We start from the raw sequence: 21,150 nt of genomic DNA, 5'->3' as shown, positions 1-21,150 counted from the left end.
TCTAAGCGAAGGTTATTGCTTGTCTTGTAAGCGACGAGTTTTGAAATCAGACTCGGCTTTCCACTTAGGCCAGTCGCCGTTATCAGCAAGTTTGGCAGCAATATCAACTATCAGTTCGATATCTTGCTCAACACCACCCATAGACCAATCTGCTGAATAGTCGTCAGCTTCTTTATGATATTTGTGCGCGATGTAATCTGGATCTGTATCACCTAAACTCATAAACAATAAGCTAGGAACCCCTTGCTTAGCTAGAGAGAAGTGATCAGAGCGGAAGAACAAACCATTTTGAGGACGCGGGTCCATTTTTACATGACGACCTTGTGCTTTCGCTGCATCTGCAAGGTAGTCTTCCATTTCAGACATGCCTTTACCGTATTGTAATATGTAGTCAACACCGTCTAGCACGTTCATACCATCAATATTAAGCAGCGCGACCATTTGCTTGGTTGGTACAATCTCGCCAGTTGCGAATTGCTCTGAGCCAATAAGCCCTGTTTCTTCAGCCGTAAAGTTGGCAAAGATAATAGAGCGTTTAAATGGTTTTTTCTTATGCATTTCAGTAAGAATACGGGCTATTTCAACCGTTGCTGCGCTACCTGATGCGTTATCAACAGCACCATTGTAGATTTTCACGCCGTCATCAGTTTGCTTGATGCCAAAGTGATCCCAGTGCGCACCAATTACAATGTACTCATCAGGAGTTTCGCTACCTTTAAGCGTTGCAACAACATTATGCGATTGCGCTTGAGAGATATCACTTTTCAGTGTCAGCGCTGCTTTCGCTTTTAAGTCGACAGGTTTAAAGTCAGCTTTTAGTGCGTTGGCTTTTTCAGTTTGATAATCAAGGCCTGCTTGAGCAAAAATTTCATTTGCCGCTTGCTCATCAATCCAACCCATTACAGGGATATCAGAAGCATTCTTATCTTGGTCGATTAATGTGTATTTGCTACCCGTGTTCGAGCTTTCTACAACGCCCCAAGGGTATGCGGCAGGAGCAGTTTCGTGAACGATAAATACTGCTTTTGCACCTTGGCGAGCACCTTCTTCATATTTGTAAGTCCAACGACCGTAGTAGGTCATAGCATTACCGGTGAAAAGCGCGTCGTCTTGGGTGGCAAAACCAGGATCATTAACAAGCACGATAATTGTTTTGTCTTTTACATCAATATCTGTAAAGTCATCCCAATTATATTCAGGTGCATTGATACCATAGCCAACAAACACAACATCAGAGCCATCGATGTTGATTTCAGGGTTAATTTGTTGGGTACGGGCGGTAAAATCACTGCCAGCATTAAAGCTTAAATCACCCACTTGTAAGGTCATGTTTTGATCTGGGGTGAGTTTTGCCATAGTAACTGCCTGTAAATACTCGCCATTAAAACTACCGCTTAAGCCGAGTTTTTTATATTCATCGGCTAAATAGTTAATAGTGAGCGTTTCGCCTTCAGTTAAAGGGCCACGACCTAAGAATTCATCAGAGGCGAGGGTTTTAATATGTGAGCGTACATTGGCAATGTTTACGGCTTCATTGCTTTCAGCGTTTGGTTTATCAGTGCTTGTTGTTGGTTGCTCAGAGCAGCCAAATAAACCAATTGCAAGTGCCAAGCTTGCATACTTAAGGTGAGTTGTCATAGTTTTTCTGGTTGATTGCACAGGGTTTCACTATATGGGACGCGAAGGGAGGCTGTCCAGAAAGAGTCTACAAATAACTAATTATTCAGGATGAAAGGGTAATAATGCAGAACACTCTCTTGATAAGTTTCATTCTACAACTACTTTCCTTATTTATTATAAAGTAATAGCCACATAAGCCTCTAGTAAACAGAATATTATTTGCTAGAATTGAGCCTGAGTAATGTTTTCAAATGAGGGACTATGAAATACATATTTTTATTTGCTTTTTTACCATGCTTCACTTCCAACGTTAACGGGTCTCAAGAAGTTAATTATGAGGAGCTCCATAAACCATATTTCAGTCTAAATTGTTTGAGTGAAAAAACTCAACAAGATATGGATAAATGTGGGGATAGGAATTTATTAACGGCTAAAAAGACAATGGAGTCGATGGTCGAAACGATACATACCCGTTTCGCAGAATTATCACCAGAGCTATCTGGTAAATTTAAAAAATCACAAACTTTATGGGAAGAATCACATACAATTGAGTGTCAACTTGAAGCATATGATTCAATAGAGGGAAGTGGATACCATTCAATACTAAGTTCTTGTATCGAAATGAAAATGAATGAAAGGATAAGTTATTTGCGGTGGTTAGCAAGTAATCTTTAATTTAAGGAGAAAACATGAGTGCACTACAGCCAATCTTAGGTAAAGTCACGTTTGAATCAGAGGGAACTGAAAAAGGGCCATTTCATAGCAGAGTCCTGCATGTTCCTAGCGCTAACTCAGGATTAACGATTGGGCGTGGTTATGATATGAAGATGAAGACAGCTTTACAAATTCAACAAGATTTAATCAAAGCAGGATTAAAAGTTACTGATGCTAATTTGTTAGCCAAAGCTTCGGGTTTAATAGGGCCTTCAGCTAAGCTTTTCATATCTTCTAATAAACTCTCCACTTTTGAAATTTCTCAGCAGCAACAGGTTAACTTATTTCAAATCAGCTATTTAGAAGAATTGTCTGAAACAAAAAGAATTTGTACAAAAGCAGATGTAGTCGCTAAATACGGAAAATGTGAGTGGTCGAAGTTAGACTCTGCTCTAAAAGAAATTCTAATTGACCTTAAATTTAGGGGGGATTACACAGGTAAAACACGAAAATTTCTCCAAAAATACATTGTAAATAATGACACTAAAGGCTTCTTATCAGTTCTTGCAAACCCAAACCACTGGATTAGTCAAAGAGTACCTACTGATAGGTTTCAAAGAAGAATTTCGTATTTTAAAAATAACGCAGTATTTAAGCCTTAAACTGGAATTATATATTCAACTACTATTCAATAAAAGCTGAGTTAATTCTCAGCTTTTATTGAAGGTAATTACCACCACGCTTTTTCAATGGCGGTATCTTGAATTTTAAATACCTCACCAACTAACGGAGTACTCAGTGATACTTGCTCTTGTCCTGCTTTTTTAGCGACACGTTTAAGTGGGTCATACCAAGCATGAAAGGCCAGATCGAATGTTCCATTATGCACTGGCACCATCACATCACCTTGTAAGTCGAGGTGAGCTTGTACTGATTGTTCTGGTGTCATGTGAATGTCAGCCCAATCTTTGTCGTAAGCACCGGTTTCAATAAAAGTGATATCAAATGGCCCATAGCGATTACCAATTTCTTTAAAGCCAGCAAAATAACCAGAGTCACCGCTAAAATAAAAGCGCTTGTCATTTACTTTAATAGCCCAAGAGCCCCAAAGAGTTTTATTGCCATCTGTTAAACCTCGGCCAGAAAAGTGCTGGGTTGGTGTAAATACAATTTGGCTATTTGCCATATTTTGCTCTTGCCACCAATCAAAACTATGGACTTTTTGTTCATCAACTCCCCATTTTTTCAGGTCGTTTTCGACTCCTAATGGCACATAAAAAGAATCTGTTTTATCAACAAGCTGTTTAATCGCCGCTTTATCTAAGTGATCATAATGGTTGTGCGAAATAAATACCTTGGCAATGTTTGGTAACTCTTTAATGCTGATAGGTGTTGGCTGAAAGCGCTTTGGCCCCATGAATGAAAAAGGCGAAGCGCGCTCTGAAAATACCGGATCAAATAGCCAGTATTCGCCATACACTTTCGCTAAAATAGAGGAGTGACCTAATTTTACAAAATGCACTGTGTCATTAGATAAACGCTCAAGCTGAGCATGAGAAACAGAATGCATAGGCAGTTCACCTGTTGGCTCTGCATCAATTTTCTTTTCAGTAATAAAGCGTTTGAAGATACCTAGCGTTTTCTTAAAGCTGGGTCTTTCTACCTCAGCAGTATTGTGGAACTTGCCATCAGATAACTGCGCAGAGTGGCTGTTATCACTCACGCCTTCAGCGGCTAATTGATTATTCATAATAAACACTCCTATCACGATGCATAGAGTGGCGATTGCGAGCCATTTTAGAAATTTCATATCGTCACCATAAGTAAACTACACGGTGTAGTTTTTCATGGTTTGCTATAAAAGTAAACTATCTAGTGCATTTTTTATTTTTGCGTTACACTAGTAACCCTTATCGGAGGGGTCCATGAAATTATCACAGAGAAAACGATTAGATATTTTGAATGCAGCTGAAACATTGTTTTTTCAGCAGGGCGTTGAGCATACAAGTATGGATCAGGTTGCAAGCTTAGCGGGTGCCTCAAAACGTACCGTCTACAATCACTTTGAAAATAAAGATGTGTTGTTTCAAGCAATTCTAGTGTTTATGTTTGAAAAAGTCCGCCAAGAGCAAGCGGTTGTATTTGATGCCGCTGTGCCAATTGCACAGCAGTTAACACGCATTGCTGAACAAGAAGTGGCACTTTTGACCTCTGAAGAGTTTTTAAAAGTAGCGAAAGTCGCTTTCATGCAGATGTTACAGCAGCCTGATTTAGCAAAATCATTAGCCAGTAATAACATGGGCTGTATGCAAGATCTGGTGGCGTTTTTAGAAGCAGGTGTGCAAGCACAGGTTTTAACGATTGATGATGTTGAGTTTGCAGCAAAACAGTTTGTGTATCAGTTAAAGTCGCTGATCTTCTATCCGTTGCTGTATGGCTTTGAGCGCCAAGAAGGCGACTCCGATAACAAAGTAATAAGCGAAACTGTAAAAATGTTCTTAGCGCGTTATGGGCGCTGATATTTTGGAACATAAAAAAGCCCGCTTAATGCGGGCTTTTAAATAGTTGTAAAAGTATTACTTCACTTCTTTACCAGCTGCTTGTTGGTCAGCATGGTAGCTTGAGCGAACAAATGGACCACAGGCCGCATGTGTAAAGCCAATTTCGTCTGCATAATCTTTTAAAGCATCAAACTCTGCTGGCGGCACATAGCGTTTAACCGGTAAGTGGTGCTTAGAAGGTTGTAGGTATTGACCTACCGTTAGCATATCAACGTTATGCTCGCGTAAATCACGTAATACTTCTTCGATTTCGCTAATTTCTTCACCTAAACCTACCATCAAACCAGATTTAGTTTTCACATCTGGATGTGCTTCTTTAAAGCGGCGTAACAACTCAAGTGACCATTTATAGTCAGCACCTGGACGCGCTAATTTGTATAAACGCGGTGCTGTTTCTAGGTTGTGGTTAAATACATCTGGCGGCGTCTCGATTAAGATATCAAGGGCTCTGTCCATACGACCACGGAAGTCAGGTACTAGAATTTCAATCGTGATTTCTGGGTTGTGCTTACGAATTTCACGAATACAGTCAGCAAAGTGCTGTGCACCACCATCACGTAAATCATCACGGTCTACTGACGTGATTACAACATAGCTTAGCTTCATGTCTTTAATAGTCAGCGCTAGCTTTTCTGGCTCAGCTGCGTCTGGCTTTAATGGACGGCCATGGGCAACATCACAGAACGGACAACGACGAGTACAAATAGCACCTAAGATCATGAAAGTCGCGGTACCATGGTTGAAACATTCAGATAGGTTAGGGCACGAAGCCTCTTCACACACTGAGTGTAAACCATGTTTACGCATCGCTTGTTTAATACCATCAATACGTTCAGTTGATTTTGGTAAGCGAATTTTTAGCCACTCTGGCTTACGCAGCATTTCATTTTTTTCAGTCGGTAAAACTTTAACTGGGATCAGAGCCATTTTTTCTGCATCACGCAGTTTTACGCCTGGTTCCATTTTGACTGGTTTATTCATTCGTTTTCAAACCCTTCAGTGTGCTTAACCACAGTAGCATTAAGCTTTTTAATCATGTGTTTTACAAGCCCTGCACCTGCTTGCTCGAGGTTTTGCGGACCGTTAAGATCGGTAGTTTGCACCATGTTCATACCAGCATAGCCGCATGGATTAATACGTAAGAATGGACTTAGATCCATACTTACATTTAGTGCTAAACCGTGGAAAGAGCAACCGCGGCGAACGCGAAGGCCTAATGAGGCAACTTTGCTGTCGTTAACGTAAACACCGGGTGCGTCCGCTTTCGCGTAGGCATCAATGTCGTAGTCTTTTAACGTATCAATAATGCACTCTTCAAGCCAGGTTACTAGCTCCCTTACACCAATGTTTAAACGACGTAAGTTGAATAGCACATACATCATTTGTTGGCCTGGTCCGTGATAGGTAACTTGACCACCACGATCCACTTGGATCACTTCGATATCACCGGTATTTAATAAGTGCTCAGCTTTGCCTGCTTGGCCTTGCGTAAATACAGGCTCATGCTCTACAAGCCAAATTTCATCTGCTGTGTGCTCATCACGGGTGTCGGTAAAAGATTGCATTTTTTGCCAAATTGGCATGTAACGCTGACGACCTAATTGACGAACGATTAATTCTCTTTCGCTCACGAGTTACTCCGTAATCGGCCTATAGCATGTGACGTACGTCATCGATGTTGCTGATCACGTTATAAATTTCTTCAATGTGCTCTTTACTTGTAACGGTTGCGACAAGCGTTACAGATTCGTAATTACCTTTGCTGCTTGGTTTTACCTTTGGCGTATAATCGCCAGGTGCAATTGGTTGCAGCTTTTCTAGGATCTGATCTGTTAGATTTACGTTAGCTAAGCCCATGATTTTAAATGTGAATGGGCATGGGAAATCTAAATACTCGTCAAACTTAGTATTTTTTACAGGTTGAACCACGACGGTGACTCCTCAAACAGTGAGTGTGCTTAATAGAGGTGTTCTCTGCCATTTCTTGGCGTTAAGCAAACTTAGATTACGACGCACTCGACCCAGCGCGACTGATATGGGGCGCATTCTATCATTTTTCAGACAAAAAAAAACGCCTTGCGGTGCAAGGCGTTTATAAACTTTATGACCAGATTACTGAATTTGTAAACGTAGGTAATCGTAGATCTTGCTAAAGAAGCTGCCTTCTTCCACTTCTTCAAGTGTAACTAGTGGATATTGTGCAATTTCTTCACCTTCAAGCTGTAAGAATAGCGTGCCTACTTTAGTGCCTTTAGCAAGCGGTGCTTCTAATGTTTTATCAAGTTCGAAGTTCGCTTTTAAGTTTTTACGCTGACCACGTGGAATCGTAATAGGTGTGTCTTCTAAGATACCTAACGATACGTTTTCTTTGTTACCCATCCAAATACGTTGCTCAGCAAAGCTGTCGCCTGCTTTATATGGCGTGATTGTTTCGAAAAAGCGGAAACCGTAGTTCAATAGTTTTTTGCTTTCAACTTTACGAGCACGTTCGCTTTCTGTGCCCATTACTACCGCGATTAAACGCATATCATCTTTAGTTGCAGAAGTTACTAAGCTATAACCCGCTTCTGATGTATGGCCAGTTTTAATACCGTCAACGTTCATGCTTTCATCCCATAACAATGAGTTACGGTTGTATTGCTTGATGCCGTTAAAAGTGAATGATTTTTTCGCGTATACTTCGTACTCATCTGGTACATCGCGAATAAGTGCAGCACCTAAAGTTGCCATATCACGTGGTGTCGTGAAGTGTTCGTTAGTATCTAAACCATGGCTATTTACGAAGTGGCTGTTAGTCATGCCAAGTTTTTCAGCGTGGGCATTCATTAAATCAGCAAATGCGCTTTCGCTACCAGCAATGTGTTCAGCCATGGCTACACAGGCATCGTTACCCGATTGAATAATGATACCGTGGTTTAAGTCATCAACGCTGATCTGCTTACCGACTTCGATAAACATTTTTGATGATTCAGGGAAATTCTTTGCCCAGGCTTTTTCACTGACGGTAACCATATCAGTTGGTGCAATATTACCTGCTTTGATTTCAGTACCAATTACATAACTGGTCATCATTTTGGTTAAACTAGCCGGTGCTAATTTTGTATCTGCTTCGCCTTCGGCAATCACTTTACCTGTGGTGAAATCAACCAAGAAATAACCTTTCGCATTAACTTGAGGTGGGGCAGGGATAATTTGGGCTGTTGCAGAAAATACGCTAGCAGTGCAAACAAGGCCACAAACGCCACTTAAGATTTTATATTTTATAGATTTCATCGTACTCATTAATGGTTAAAGTTAAACATGTTGCGTTGACCTATTCTAAAGGTCTTACTCACTGTAAAGCAAGAACGCGTTCTGAAATTGGTTTTGTTTTAGCTTTTCTAAAACTGCTTGTGCTTCTGCGGCATCTTTTATTGGACCAAGACGTAACCGATAGATTCCATCTTTTTCAACAATGTTTGTTGGCACATGATATTGCTGACGAAGTTGAAACGCGAGCGCTTCAACATTAGCAAGAGTACTTCCCGCTGCAACCTGAATGTAGCTTAAACGAGGGGCAGAATTTGCAAGGGTAACAGCCTCAACCTTAACACGGGCTGTACCTTGTCGGTAATAACCTAATTTATAGGCCGCAGAATAAGATAAATCGATTATCCGGTCATCATGAAATGGGCCTCGGTCGTTTACGCGAACAATTACTGATTTTCCGTTATCTAAATTTGTTACTCTGGCAAAGCTCGGTAGCGGCAGCGTTTTATGAGCTGCTGTCATCGCAAACATATCGTACACTTCGCCGTTTGAGGTGTGATAATTGTGAAACTTTCGACCATACCACGAAGCAATGCCTTCTTCAGAGTAGCCAGTTTCATCTAACATCGGCGTGTAGCGTTTACCACGGACTTCGTAAGGGCGACTAGCGCTTGCACTTTTAACAACCGGGGTGACTATGGCATCTTGCATTTCAAGTTCGGTTGGTTTTCGAAGCGGGGCTGCATCATGCTCCATAGCATAACGGCCTTGCTGAGATGAAGAGCTACATGCTGCTAGCAGCACAGAAAATAACGTTATAAGTAAGTAATTGACTCGCTGTGTCATTATTTTAAAAGCATCCTTTTATCGGTGGCGATAGACATGATAATGCCAAATCCGGCCATCAAGGTCACCATTGAGGTGCCACCATAGCTTATTAGAGGTAACGGAACACCTACTACAGGCAGTAAGCCCGAAACCATGCCAATATTTACAAATACATAAACAAAGAAGGTCAGTGTTAATGCGCCAGCAAGCAGTTTACCAAACGCATCTTGCGCATTGACCGCAATATATAAGCCACGGCCAATAATAAACAAGTACATACAAAGTAATAAACAAACCCCAAACAGGCCAAACTCTTCGCTCAGTACAGAAAAGATAAAATCGGTATGACGCTCAGGTAAAAACTCTAATTGTGATTGGGTGCCTTGTAGCCAGCCTTTACCTTCAATGCCGCCAGAACCTATCGCAATTTTCGATTGAATAATGTGGTAACCCGAGCCAAGCGGGTCGCTTTCAGGATCTAAAAAGGTCAGTACCCGTTGTTTTTGATAATCAAGCATTACGTAATGCCAAAACGGCCATGCTGCCAAACCAACAGTAGCAGATAAAAAGCCAATAAGACGCCAACTTAGCCCAGATAAAAACAATACAAATATCCCTGAACTGGCAATCAAAATAGAGGTGCCTAAGTCGGGTTGTTCTTTAATTAAAATGGTTGGCACCATTACAATCGCAAAGCCAATAATTAAATGAATGATTCTTGGCGGTAAATGGTTACGCCCGATATACCATGCAACCATCATTGGCACGGCTATTTTCATTAACTCTGACGGCTGGAAGCGGGTCACTCCTAAATCAAGCCAACGCTGTGCACCTTTTGAACTAACCCCAAATAACAACACCCCAACCAGCATTAAAAGCCCCACGCAGTAGAGCGGAATAACCATACTCTTTAATGTGTTAGGCGAAAACTGGGCGAGTATAAACATACCTAGGATAGCGCCAAACATACGTGTTGCGTGGCGTATCATCATTGCAGAGTCTTGGCCGCTAGCGCTGTAAACGATAGCAAGGCTGGCTACCATCATCGTCATAAGGGCGATAAGGAGTGGTAAATCGAGGTGTAGGCGCTGCCAAATTGAGCGTTTTTTATTTAATGGGATCATGGCGCGTCACTTTGGGCTATTTGAATCGGGTTCGCTGAAAAGTAGTAATCCATTAATTGACGCGCAATAGGCGCACCAACTGTACTACCACCACCGGTGTTTTCAACCACCACAGAGACCACAATTTGTGGATCGTTATAGGGTGCAAAACCAACATAGATAGCGTTATCACGTTGGCGCTCTTTAAGTGATTTTGCGTCGTAACGCTCACCTTGAGCAATACTCACAACCTGAGCAGTACCTGTTTTACCAGCTGGGTCGTAATTCGCCCCTTTAAAAGCTTTATGCGCCGTACCTGTGACTTTATGTACGGTGTTGTGCATCGCATCTAGCGCAATTTGCCAATGATGAGGATTTTTTAATACTACAGGTGGCTTTTCATCATTATTAATTTGCGTTACTTCGTTTTCTTTTTTAGCGACTTGTACAAGGTGCGGAGGATGATCGAGTCCACGGTTCACTAAGATGTTGGTTGCATTAGCTATTTGCATCGGTGTTGCGGTCCAATAACCTTGCCCGATACCCACTGAAATGGTGTCGCCGCGCCACCATGATTCTCTAAAGCGGGCTTCTTTCCATTCTCGCGATGGCATAATGGCAGATGTTTCTTCATGAATATCGATTCCAGAGAGTTCGCCAAAGCCAAACTGCGTCATAAAGTCGCTGATTTTGGTGATCCCTAAACGGTAAGCAACATCGTAAAAATAGGTATCGCATGACTCTTCAATAGCACGATAAACATCAACATGACCATGGCCCCAACGTTTCCAGTCTCGCCATTTGTGCTCCACGTTAGGAATTTGGAAAAAGCCCGGATCCCAAATTTGTGTTTGCTCGGTTACCAGTCCTTCTTCAAGGGCAAGAATTGACATATGAGGCTTAACCGTTGAGGCAGGTGCATAACGGCCTTGCGTGGTTCGGTTAATTAGCGGTCGGTCTGGGTTTAACAACTTTTTGTAATCTGTGCTGCTGATACCATGGACAAATAAATTCGGGTCATAACTTGGGTTGGAGTAAAGTGCTAAAACGCCGCCATCTTTAGCATCAAGCACTACAATGGCACCACGCATATCTTTTAAGGCATGTTGAGCAATTTGTTGCAGGCCAATATCCAAAGTAAGTACTAAGTCGTGACCAGGCTCAGGTGGCGTGAGGCTTAAAGTGCGGATAACTCGGCCACGGTTATTCACTTCAACGCGCTGCGAACCAACCACACCATGAAGAAGTTCTTCGTAATACTTTTCGATACCCAGCTTACCAATGTCGTGCGTTGCACGGTAGTTCGTTGCTTGGTCTTCTGCTTCCAGTTTGGTGAGTTCTTTTTTGTTGAGTTTGGCAACATAACCTAGGGCATGGGTAAGGGTATCACCATAAGGGTAATAGCGAGCTAAACGCGCTTCGATACTAAAGCCAGGAAACTTATGCTGATTAACCGAGAACTTTGCAACTTCGGTTTCGTCTAAACGGGCTTTTAATACTTGGCTTTTAAAGCGGCGATTGTGCTTAATGTCATCTAGAAAGTCAGCTTTTTGTTGCTCAGTTATTTTAATAACTTTTTCAACTTCGCTCAGTGCCTCTTCAAGGTTATCAACTTCCTCGGGTATTACTTCTAAATTATAAACTGGTTTGTTTTCAGCCAGTAATACGCCATTTCTGTCGTAAATAAGCCCACGGTTAGGGGCAATTGGAATAACTTTGATGCGGTTATCGTTCGAACGTGTTTGATAATCTTGATGTTCGATAACTTGGATGTTGTATAGGTTAGATAACAACACACCAATTAACAGTGTAACAAACACAAAACCCACAAATGCTCGGCGAGCAAACAAGTTTGCTTCAGCCGAGTGGTCTCGAATCGTGGGTCTGTGTTTTCGCATTGGCTTTACTACTCGCGATGATAAGGGTGGTTGTTATTCAAGCTCCAGCCTCGGTATAGGCTTTCTGCAACAATGATGCGCACTAGCGGGTGCGGTAGTGTCAGGTTTGATAATGACCACTTTTGCTCAGACGCTGCAATACACTCAGGTGCTAAGCCTTCAGGTCCACCAATCAATAAGCTAACATCGCGACCATCAAGCTGCCACTTTTCCATACTTTTTGCCAGCTGATGGGTATCCATTGGTTTACCCGTCACCTCTAGCGTTACAATGCGGTTACCTTTAGGGATCGCAGCTAGGGTCTTTTCGCCTTCAAGTTGTAAAATACGTTTGATATCCGCATTTTTACCACGTTTACCTGCGGGGATTTCAATTAGCTCAAGAGGCATATCACGCGGGAAGCGACGTTGATATTCTGTGAATCCGGTTTCAACCCATGCTGGCATTTTGGTGCCAACAGCAATCAATTGTATTTTCAAAATGGTTACCTATGTCCTTGCTAAGGGTTAGCCCCAAAGTTTCTCTAGATCATAGAAGTCGCGAGTTTGGTCTTGCATAACATGCACAACCACATCACCTAGGTCTACAAGCACCCATTCACCTTCGTTTTGGCCTTCGTAACCGAGAGGTTCTTCACCAGCATGGCGTGCTTCTTTAGCAACATGATCAGCAATAGATTGTACATGGCGTTTAGAGTTACCTGAGCACACTAACATGTAATCAGTAATGTCAGACTTACCACGAACATCAAGCTGTACCACATCACGGGCTTTCATATCGTCGACTTTATCAAGGGCAAATGCGAGTAGTTGTTTAGAATCCAAAGTGTTTTCTCAAAAATAAATAATCTTAATTTGTTATTTTATCACGCAGGCAGTATTTATTCATCTGTTTGGTAAAGATGATGCTGCGCAATATAGTGACTTACATTGGTAGGTAAAAGTTCCGCTATATCATTATTTAAATGCAGCTTTTTTCTTATTTCGCTTGAGGCGGCATTAACTTGTAAGCCATTTAAAAAGAATAACTTACCTGCAGGGGCTTGTTGTAGCTGGCTAAGTTGCTCTGTTACGGCATTCTCTTTATAAGCTGCAAGTTCACCAGATACTTGGCAGTGCTGCCCCGGACGCTGGTACACCACAATATGACAAAGTTTGACAACTTCTTGCCATTTAAACCATTTATCTAGGCTATTGAATGAGTCCATGCCGATTAAAAACATAATCGGCTCGGCTGGGTTTTCTGCACGAAGCTCTTCTAAACTCAGCAAAGAATAAGACGCACCTTCTCGGTTTAGCTCACGGTAATCGATGGCAAAATGCGGATTGTCGTCAATCGCAAGTTTTAGCATGTTTATACGATGCTCATCACTTATTCCTGGCTTGGCTTTGTGAGCAGGAATAGCACAAGGCATGAAGTAAAGGGTATCGAGTTGGCACTGCTGAACACACTGCTGGGCCATATTAATATGACCTAAGTGAATTGGATCAAAGGTGCCACCAAAAATAGCAATCATCAATTGTTACTCTTAGTTAAAGACCGGGTGGCAAGGTAAAGGTATCGCCACAGGTTGGCAAAACACTAAGCATATTTGCATTAATGCTTGGTAGGGGGCTACAAGGTTGCCTTGTTTATATGCGGCATCAAACTGAGCTAATTGTTTGATAATTTGTTCGAGTACTTGGATGTTCAAGCGGTTTAAGGCCTGTTGTACAACAGCTTGTTGGTTTTTCCAAATATTATACTTTTTGTATAAATCAGCCATATTGGCACCATTCAAGCGCCCGTGTTGCATTGCCAGTAAGTTAGCTGCTTCTTTATTGATGGCCCAAAAAATACTCATGGCTTCAGTGTTATCGGCAGCCAGCTTAGTCATTACTTTAACTGCTTGTTCGGCGTGGCCATTTAATAAAGCATCACTCAAATCAAAAATATCAAATTTTGACTGATTTAGTAGCCCTTGCATCACAGCTTGTTGGTCAATTAGCTCACTACCATAAAGCAAAGACAGTTTTTCTAACTCTTGATGACAGGCAAGTAAATTTCCTTCAGTGGCATCAATTAAGCTTTGTTTCGCGTTGTTATGAAGGTTTAAGTTTAAACGGTAGCATTGCTCATCTAACCAGCGGCTCAGGTGATTACCTGTTAATGGGTAACAAGGAACAAATAAGCCTTGCTTATCGAGGGCTTTAAACCAAGCACTGCGTTGAATATCTTGGCTGGCTTTGGCACCTTTTAAAACCAAAATAGTATCGGGGTTAGCAAGCTCAACAAGCTGCTTAAAGATTTGGCTGCCTTGCGAACCTGGTTTTTGCTCGTTTAAATCAAACTCAATGAGGGTACGAGCGCTGAACAGTGACATACTTTGGTATTGAGCAACAATTTCTTGCCAATCAAAACCCGGCATTAAGGTAAATTTGATTACCTCGTCAAAGCCTTGCTGTTTAGCTGCTTGGCGAATTTGCATGATGCACTGCGCAATTTGATAAGGCTCTTCACCAAACACCATGTAAAAAGGCGCGAGGCCTTTTTTTAACTGGCTAGGAAGCTGGTTTGCATAACAACGCATTACAGTTGTGATAACTCACGAACAATACGACGACTCGCTTGCTTACGAATTTCGCCTAATAGCAAATCAAGCTCTTTTGCTTTTGCAAGGGCATTGTCTGGGTCGTCTTGGTAGTTACGATACAATTCAAAGCTTTGATTAATCGCTTTTTGTCCAGGGCGCTTCAGTGTATAGCTTACGCTGTAGGCAAGTTCATATTCAGCAACCTGACCATTATCAAACAATGACAGAATTTGACGCTCTAAGCGGTCTTTATGAATCTTTAACTCAGGATGTTTACCAACTTGGTTAAGCTCAACTTTACTCGCAATCAGTTCTTTTTCGACTAATTCGAATAAGGCTGACTTTTCATCATCACCAACAAGGGTGATTACTTTCAAGTCGTCAGGCAAGTTAGAGGCTTTCTTTAAGTGAAAGCCACAACTTGTCAGCAGTAAACAGACTAGCGCAAGGGCTAGTCCGTTTTTCAGTGCTTGAAGCGCTGCCATCTTAGTTAGCAACCACGTTAAGTAGTTTGCCAGGTACGTAAATTACTTTACGGATAGTCGCGCCTTCAGTGAACTTAGTCACGTTTTCTTCAGCAAATGCTAATGCTTCAACTTGCTCTTTGGTTGCATCTGCAGGCACTGTTAACTTAGCACGTAGCTTACCGTTAACTTGTACAATGATTAGCTTCTCATCTTCAACAAGTGCTGACTCATCAACTGTTGGCCATGCTGCATCTAAGATGTCGCCTTCTTTGCCAAGGTCTTGCCATAACTGGTGACACATGTGCGGTGTGATAGGCGCAAGCATGATAAGTAATGCTTCAAGTGCTTCGTTAGCAATTGCCACATCTTGTTTATCAGCAAGTGGAGCTTTAAGTAACTTGTTCGAAATTTCCATGATTGCAGCGATTGCAGTGTTGAACGTTTGACGACGTTCAACGTCATCAGTCACTTTTGCAATTGCTTTATGAAGTTCACGACGAAGAACTTTTTGGTCGTTGTTTAATGCTGATTTATCAAGCGCTTGATAACCTACTGTTTCAACATCAACAGCGTATTTCCAAATACGTTTTAAGAAACGCATTGCACCTTCAACACCTGAATCAGACCATTCAAGAGTTTGCTCTGGTGGTGCAGTGAACATCATGAATAAACGCACTGTATCTGCACCGTACTGGGCGATAACTTGCTGTGGGTCGATACCGTTGTTTTTCGATTTCGACATTTTGCTCATGCCCGCAGAGAATACCGGCTCGCCATCTTCTTTGTGCCACGCTTTAACAACACGACCTTTGTCGTCTGTTTCAGTTTGAACGTCTGTTGGTGAAATCCAGATATCACCGCCTTTCTCATCTTTACGATAGAAAGTATCAGCTAGTACCATGCCTTGACATAATAAGCGCTCAAATGGCTCATCTGAGTTTACTAAACCAAAGTCACGTAATAGTTTGTGGAAGAAACGCGAGTAAAGTAAGTGCAAGATTGCATGCTCAATACCACCAATGTATTGGTTTACTGGTAACCAGTAATTGGCAGCGCCTGGCTCGATCATGCCTTCGTCAAAACGTGGGCTACAGTAACGAGCGTAGTACCAAGACGATTCCATGAAGGTATCGAAGGTATCTGTTTCGTGGAATGCAGGCGCGCCATTTACCGTTGTTTTAGCCCACTCAGGATCAGCTTTGATTGGTGAAGTCACACCATTCATTACTACGTCTTCTGGTAAGCGAACCGGAAGCATGTCTTCTGTTGCTGCAAGCTCATCACCATTTTCGTCGCTAAGCATTGGGATTGGAGAGCCCCAGTAACGCTGACGGCTAACACCCCAGTCACGTAGACGGAAATTAACTTTACGCTCACCTACACCCAGCGCTTCTAGTTTGTCTGCAACGGCATTAAACGCTGCTTCAAATTCAAGGCCATCGAACTCACCCGAGTTAACTAACACGCCTTTTTCAGTGAATGCTTGGTTGTCTAAATCAACCGTTTCTTCAGAACCTGCAGCTGGCGCGATAACTTGAGCAATCTCAAGGCCATACGCTGTTGCAAACTCGTAGTCACGTTGGTCGTGCGCAGGAACAGCCATAACAGCGCCTGAGCCGTAATCCATTAATACGAAGTTAGCGACCCAAATTGGTACTTGCTTACCTGTTAATGGGTGAATTGCATAAAAGCCTGTTGCAATGCCTTTTTTGTCCATGGTCGCCATGTCTGCTTCTGCGATTTTCGTGTTTTTACACTCATCAACAAACATAGCTACAGCGTCGCTGTTTTTAGCAGCTTCTTGTGCAATTGGGTGACCGGCAGCAACTGCTACGTACGTCACACCCATGAAGGTATCTGGGCGCGTTGTATAAACACTGAATGTATCTTCGTTATCAGCACGCTTAAATTCAATTTCTAAGCCTTCTGAACGACCAATCCAGTTGCGCTGCATGGTTTTAACTTGCTCAGGCCAGTGATCAAGTTTATCTAAATCGTCTAGTAGCTCTTGTGCGTAATCAGTGATTTTGATGAACCATTGTGGAATTTCTTTTTGCTCAACAATGGCACCTGAACGCCAACCACGACCATCAATAACTTGTTCGTTAGCGAGTACAGTTTGGTCAACTGGATCCCAGTTAACTGTTGACATCTTTTTGTAAACTAAGCCTTTTTCATAAAGCTTAGTGAAGAACCATTGTTCCCACTTGTAGTATTCTGGGTGACATGTCGCGATTTCACGATCCCAATCATAACCAAAGCCTAGTTGCTTTAACTGGTTACGCATGTAATCGATGTTTTCGTAAGTCCACTTAGCAGGGGCCGTGTTGTTTTTGATTGCCGCATTTTCAGCTGGTAGACCAAACGCATCCCAACCCATAGGTTGCATTACGTTTTTGCCTTGCAAGCGTTGGAAGCGTGATACTACGTCACCAATGGTGTAGTTACGAACGTGACCCATGTGGAGTCGGCCGCTTGGGTATGGGAACATCGATAGGCAGTAATACTTTTCTTTGCTCTCATCTTCAGTGACTTTAAATACTTGGTTTTCTTCCCAATAGGCTTGTACTTTTGACTCAATGTCTTGCGGGTTATATTGCTCTTGCATCTACGATTCCAGACTTCTTGCAAATTAATAAAAAATTGTCGATAAGGATAACCCAAAATACATGCTAATCACAGCGGCAAATAGGCGCTTTTGTTATTTTTCCAAGGAAATATATTTTCAGGGCAGGTTAACCTATACTCAACTAGAATAACGGTTGATTTTTCATCATTTTTGAAGGAGTAAACGATGGCAGATTATAAATCTTGGCTTAGCGATTTAAGTGCATGGCTCAAAGATGTAAAAGATCATGAGATAAAAGATGCAATGGAAAAATTTGTTGAATCAGAGCAAGCACTTAAAGACTTAGGACAAGAAAAGCTCAATCAGTATCGTGACTATCTACAACGCGATATCGACCACATTAAAGAAAACGACAGTCACTATGATTCACTCGCATGGCTCGAGCTTAAAGAGTCGCTTTGGTACGAGTTATCGCACATTGAAGATAAAACCCAGCTCGAATGGCAAGCCTTAAATCAAGATTTTCAACATAATGGTGTTTATCAAGAGGGAGAATGGATAGCCATGGGCACATTAGTATGTAAAAATTGTCAGCATAGTTACGATGTTTACCATGCTACGCAAATTACTCCTTGTACTGAATGTGGCGGTATTTATTTTCGCCGTAAGGCATTACAACCTTAATCAGTGACGCAGGCTTGTGCTGGGCGTTACCTATAATGCCCAGTCAAGACTGGGAAATAAGAAGTTAGAATGACAAAAAAACTAATCCCACTACCTGTTTCTGCGTTAGCACCTGAGATTGCAGCAAGTCATGTTGCGACTTGTATGCAAAACCCATATCCAGAAGCGTTGCCATTTATTGGTCAGCAACGTGCACAAAGTGCCCTTGACTTTTCACTTGGAATGGAATTACCGGGTTACAATGTTTATGTCATGGGTGAAGCGGCTCATGGTCGTTACACCTTAGTAAAAGACAAACTCACAGCCCATTCAAAAGACCGCCCAACGCCTAATGAGTGGTTGTATGTTAACAACTATGATGACCACCGCGAGCCAATCGCGTTATTTATGCAAGCAGGCCAATCAAAGCAGTTAGCTGACGATATAGATTCATTTATCGACGAAGTACTCGATACATTCCCAGCGGCTTTTGATAACCCAGGTTATCAACGCAAGAAAAAGTCAATCGACCGTGAGTTTACCGATACTTACGATGCGGCAATTACTGCTGTTGAAATTGCAGCACTTGAGCAAAGTGTGGCACTGATTGAAGAAAATGGTGTTGTGGGATTTGCGCCTTTAGTGAATGGTAAACAACTGAGCGACAGTGAATTTTCAGCCCTTGATGAGCCACTGCGTATCGAATTTTATGAGGTTATCGAAAAGCTTGAAGATGCGTTAATCGAAGCATTAATTGAGCTTCCTCGTTGGAAGCGAGAGTCATCTGAAAAACTGCGTAACCTTAAAAAATCAACTGCTGAGCTTGCCACTAAGCCACTCATTAAAGCCCTTGAACATAAATACGCGACGCACATCGGTGTGTTGCGTTATTTAAAAGATATTCGTGAAGAAATCATTGATGCGGTACTTGAATGGCTCGACGATGATGAAAACGACGAAAATAAAGAAGACTTTGACCGTAAAGGGATGCTCACAGACTTCTTTGCGCCAAATATTCTAGTCGAATACAAAGAGGGCGATGCAGCCCCTGTGGTGTATGAGCCAAACCCGACCTTTGGCAATATTTTCGGCAAAATTGAATATGCGACCTCACAAGGCTCGCTTATCACCAGTTACCGTTCAATTCAGCCAGGTGCACTGCACCGTGCTAATGGTGGCTATTTGATTATGGATGCTGAAAAAGTCATGGCGAACCCACAAGTGTGGGATGGCCTTAAGCTTTCTCTAAAAACGCATCAAATCAAAAACGACTTACCCTATCAAGACAGCTCTGTGGGAAGTAGCTTTACGTTACGTCCGCAGCTTATTCCTCTTGATGTAAAAATAGTGCTGCTAGGCTCTCGCGACCTTTATTACACCATTGGTGAATATGACGAAGAGTTTGCAGAGTTATTCCGTGTACTTGCTGACTTTGATTATTACTTACCAAGTAGCGATAAACTGCAATATCAGTTCATTACCAAGGTGACTGAATATTGTCAGCAAACACTTAATTGCACCGTAAATGAAGCTGCAATGGCAAGATTACTAAAGTTTAGTTATCGCCAAGCTGAGCACCATAACAAACTCTCAGCTCGTTTTGCTGATGTATTAGAGTTAGTGGCAGAAGCCAGTTTTTATGCCAAACAAGATGGCCAAACAGTGATTGATGCTCATCACATAGATGAAGCCATTGTTGGTAAGCAATACCGCACAGGGCAAATTTCAGAAACCATGCTGAGTGATATCAAAGAGGGGCAAATTTTAATTGCAACCGAAGGTCACGCAGTGGGCAAAGTAAATGGCTTAACTGTGCTGCATATTGGCGATACCTCATTTGGTACACCTGCACGCATAACAGCCACTGTATACGCAGGTGCAGATGGCGTAATTGACGTTGAACGTGAAGCCGAGCTGGGTAAAGCCATTCACTCAAAAGGGGTGATGCTGTTAACCGGTTACTTAGGTAATAAGTATGCTCAGCAATTTAGCCTAACGCTCAGTGCCAATATCGCAATAGAGCAAAGCTATGGCTACATCGACGGTGATAGCGCCTCATTAGCAGAGCTGTGCGCGCTTATATCAGCCATTACGAACTTACCTATTAGCCAATCTATTGCACTGACAGGGTCAATTAACCAGCATGGTGATGTGCAATCAATTGGTGGCGTAAACGAGAAAATAGAAGGCTTCTTCAAACTTTGCAAAATGCGAGGCTTAACCGGTGAGCAAGGGGTGATTATTCCTAAATCAAACCAAGTTAATTTAGTGCTTGATGACGAAGTACTCGATGCCGTTGAAAAAGGGCGCTTTAATATTTATGCCGTTGAAACGGTTGATCAAGCTCTGAGCTTATTAATGGATAAAGACGCTGGTGAAATGACCGCAGAAGGTTACCCTGAAGGCTCTATTAACGCGCTAGCCTTAGCAAGGCTTGCCAATATTGCAGATATCGTAAATGGCGACAATGACGATGAGAAGGACGCAGAATGATTAATTTAATACTTTTACTGATCATTGGTATTTTTTGTTTTTTAATCTTTAAAAATAGTAAAAAAGCGAAGCTACAAGCCCTTGAAAATGAAAAACTCGCCGCGGACTTTTTAGCGAATAATAGTAAAGCCGACGATATTCATGAAACCGCATCTGGGCTGCAATACAAAATTGAGCAAAGTTCTGGTAATGACACAAAGCCAAGTGCAACCAGTAAAGTAAAGGTTCACTATCACGGTACGCTTATGGATGGCAGTGTTTTTGACAGTTCAGTGGTAAGAAACTCACCAATTAGCTTTGGTTTAAACCAAGTCATTGCAGGCTGGACCGAAGGCTTACAACTCATGAGCGAAGGAGATAAATTTACCTTTTATATCCCGCCTCAGCTTGCTTACGGCCGTAAACGCGTCGGCAGCATTCCTGCAGGCTCGCTACTTATATTTGATGTAGAGTTGATAAAGATAGAATCTTAA

Annotated in this window: 21 protein-coding genes; 6 read left to right on the top strand and 15 right to left on the bottom strand. The window is 42.1% G+C overall.

All coding sequences use genetic code 11. From position 1 onward, the window contains the following. Positions 1-12: 12 nt before the first annotated feature. Positions 13-1,638, bottom strand: coding sequence for a M28 family metallopeptidase (locus tag IRQ78_RS06655; protein ID WP_194441733.1), 1,626 nt, complete (start codon positions 1,636-1,638; stop codon positions 13-15). Between the two features lie 243 nt (positions 1,639-1,881). Here IRQ78_RS06655 and IRQ78_RS06650 point away from each other — a divergent pair, with 243 nt between their 5' ends. Further along, positions 1,882-2,295, top strand: coding sequence for a lysozyme inhibitor LprI family protein (locus IRQ78_RS06650; protein ID WP_194441643.1), 414 nt, complete (start codon positions 1,882-1,884; stop codon positions 2,293-2,295). Between the two features lie 14 nt (positions 2,296-2,309). After that, positions 2,310-2,936: a lysozyme family protein gene (locus IRQ78_RS06645; protein WP_194441642.1), complete on the top strand. Its 627-nt coding sequence runs from the start codon at positions 2,310-2,312 to the stop codon at positions 2,934-2,936. Between the two features lie 68 nt (positions 2,937-3,004). On the opposite strand, the gene IRQ78_RS06640 is transcribed toward IRQ78_RS06645, so the two are convergent. Next, positions 3,005-4,024: an MBL fold metallo-hydrolase gene (locus IRQ78_RS06640; protein ID WP_228482534.1), complete on the bottom strand. Its 1,020-nt coding sequence runs from the start codon at positions 4,022-4,024 to the stop codon at positions 3,005-3,007. Positions 4,025-4,199: 175 nt separating this feature from the next. On the opposite strand from IRQ78_RS06640, the gene IRQ78_RS06635 reads away from it, so the two are divergent. Next, on the top strand, positions 4,200-4,793 hold the full coding sequence (locus IRQ78_RS06635; protein WP_062564346.1) for a TetR/AcrR family transcriptional regulator: 594 nt from the start codon (positions 4,200-4,202) through the stop codon (positions 4,791-4,793). A gap of 57 nt (positions 4,794-4,850) precedes the next feature. On the opposite strand, the gene lipA is transcribed toward IRQ78_RS06635, so the two are convergent. The 13 genes from lipA to leuS form a co-directional block, all read right to left on the bottom strand. Further along, on the bottom strand, positions 4,851-5,816 hold the full coding sequence (lipA, locus tag IRQ78_RS06630) for a lipoyl synthase (RefSeq protein WP_054551675.1): 966 nt from the start codon (positions 5,814-5,816) through the stop codon (positions 4,851-4,853). Further along, complete coding sequence (gene lipB / locus IRQ78_RS06625; protein WP_082389180.1) at positions 5,813-6,466, bottom strand: lipoyl(octanoyl) transferase LipB; 654 nt, start codon at positions 6,464-6,466, stop codon at positions 5,813-5,815. The genes lipA and lipB overlap by 4 nt, the downstream gene beginning before the upstream one ends. 19 nt (positions 6,467-6,485) lie before the next feature. Continuing rightward, positions 6,486-6,764 (bottom strand): DUF493 family protein YbeD, encoded by a 279-nt coding sequence (gene ybeD / locus IRQ78_RS06620; RefSeq protein ID WP_194441641.1) that lies wholly within the window; start codon positions 6,762-6,764, stop codon positions 6,486-6,488. Positions 6,765-6,947: 183 nt separating this feature from the next. After that, on the bottom strand, positions 6,948-8,108 hold the full coding sequence (locus tag IRQ78_RS06615) for a serine hydrolase (protein WP_054551673.1): 1,161 nt from the start codon (positions 8,106-8,108) through the stop codon (positions 6,948-6,950). Positions 8,109-8,162: 54 nt separating this feature from the next. After that, on the bottom strand, positions 8,163-8,930 hold the full coding sequence (locus IRQ78_RS06610; RefSeq protein WP_194441640.1) for a septal ring lytic transglycosylase RlpA family protein: 768 nt from the start codon (positions 8,928-8,930) through the stop codon (positions 8,163-8,165). Then, a complete protein-coding gene (gene rodA, locus IRQ78_RS06605) occupies positions 8,930-10,036 on the bottom strand; it encodes a rod shape-determining protein RodA (protein ID WP_054551671.1) in 1,107 nt (368 codons plus the stop codon). Before rodA ends, IRQ78_RS06610 begins: the two co-directional genes overlap by 1 nt. Next, positions 10,033-11,913: a penicillin-binding protein 2 gene (gene mrdA, locus IRQ78_RS06600; protein WP_138602636.1), complete on the bottom strand. Its 1,881-nt coding sequence runs from the start codon at positions 11,911-11,913 to the stop codon at positions 10,033-10,035. Before mrdA ends, rodA begins: the two co-directional genes overlap by 4 nt. Before the next feature lie 8 nt (positions 11,914-11,921). Next, on the bottom strand, positions 11,922-12,392 hold the full coding sequence (gene rlmH / locus IRQ78_RS06595; RefSeq protein WP_036967350.1) for a 23S rRNA (pseudouridine(1915)-N(3))-methyltransferase RlmH: 471 nt from the start codon (positions 12,390-12,392) through the stop codon (positions 11,922-11,924). Positions 12,393-12,419: 27 nt separating this feature from the next. Further along, on the bottom strand, positions 12,420-12,737 hold the full coding sequence (rsfS, locus tag IRQ78_RS06590; protein WP_054551669.1) for a ribosome silencing factor: 318 nt from the start codon (positions 12,735-12,737) through the stop codon (positions 12,420-12,422). A 56-nt stretch (positions 12,738-12,793) separates the two neighbouring features. Further along, positions 12,794-13,429, bottom strand: coding sequence for a nicotinate-nucleotide adenylyltransferase (nadD, locus tag IRQ78_RS06585; protein WP_194441732.1), 636 nt, complete (start codon positions 13,427-13,429; stop codon positions 12,794-12,796). Between the two features lie 12 nt (positions 13,430-13,441). Further along, positions 13,442-14,482: a DNA polymerase III subunit delta gene (gene holA, locus IRQ78_RS06580; RefSeq protein ID WP_194441639.1), complete on the bottom strand. Its 1,041-nt coding sequence runs from the start codon at positions 14,480-14,482 to the stop codon at positions 13,442-13,444. After that, positions 14,482-14,970, bottom strand: coding sequence for an LPS-assembly lipoprotein LptE (locus tag IRQ78_RS06575; RefSeq protein WP_055196911.1), 489 nt, complete (start codon positions 14,968-14,970; stop codon positions 14,482-14,484). Before IRQ78_RS06575 ends, holA begins: the two co-directional genes overlap by 1 nt. A 1-nt stretch (position 14,971) precedes the next feature. Continuing rightward, positions 14,972-17,560, bottom strand: coding sequence for a leucine--tRNA ligase (gene leuS / locus IRQ78_RS06570; protein ID WP_194441638.1), 2,589 nt, complete (start codon positions 17,558-17,560; stop codon positions 14,972-14,974). Between the two features lie 186 nt (positions 17,561-17,746). Between leuS and IRQ78_RS06565 the strand changes: the two genes are divergently transcribed. The 3 genes from IRQ78_RS06565 (at position 17,747) to IRQ78_RS06555 (ending at position 21,150) form a co-directional block, all read left to right on the top strand. Continuing rightward, positions 17,747-18,205: a zinc ribbon-containing protein gene (locus tag IRQ78_RS06565; protein ID WP_194441637.1), complete on the top strand. Its 459-nt coding sequence runs from the start codon at positions 17,747-17,749 to the stop codon at positions 18,203-18,205. Positions 18,206-18,274: 69 nt separating this feature from the next. Further along, the gene (locus IRQ78_RS06560; RefSeq protein ID WP_054551663.1) at positions 18,275-20,677 is read left to right on the top strand and encodes a Lon protease family protein; all 2,403 of its coding nucleotides are present in this window, start codon (positions 18,275-18,277) and stop codon (positions 20,675-20,677) included. After that, the gene (locus IRQ78_RS06555; protein ID WP_054551662.1) at positions 20,674-21,150 is read left to right on the top strand and encodes an FKBP-type peptidyl-prolyl cis-trans isomerase; all 477 of its coding nucleotides are present in this window, start codon (positions 20,674-20,676) and stop codon (positions 21,148-21,150) included. The genes IRQ78_RS06560 and IRQ78_RS06555 overlap by 4 nt, the downstream gene beginning before the upstream one ends.

Origin of the sequence: Pseudoalteromonas simplex, from assembly GCF_015278155.1 — a bacterium.
Classification (GTDB): domain Bacteria; phylum Pseudomonadota; class Gammaproteobacteria; order Enterobacterales; family Alteromonadaceae; genus Pseudoalteromonas; species Pseudoalteromonas simplex.
The sequence above is the reverse complement of the archived record's forward strand: the minus strand, read 5'-3'. Positions and strand labels throughout refer to the sequence as shown.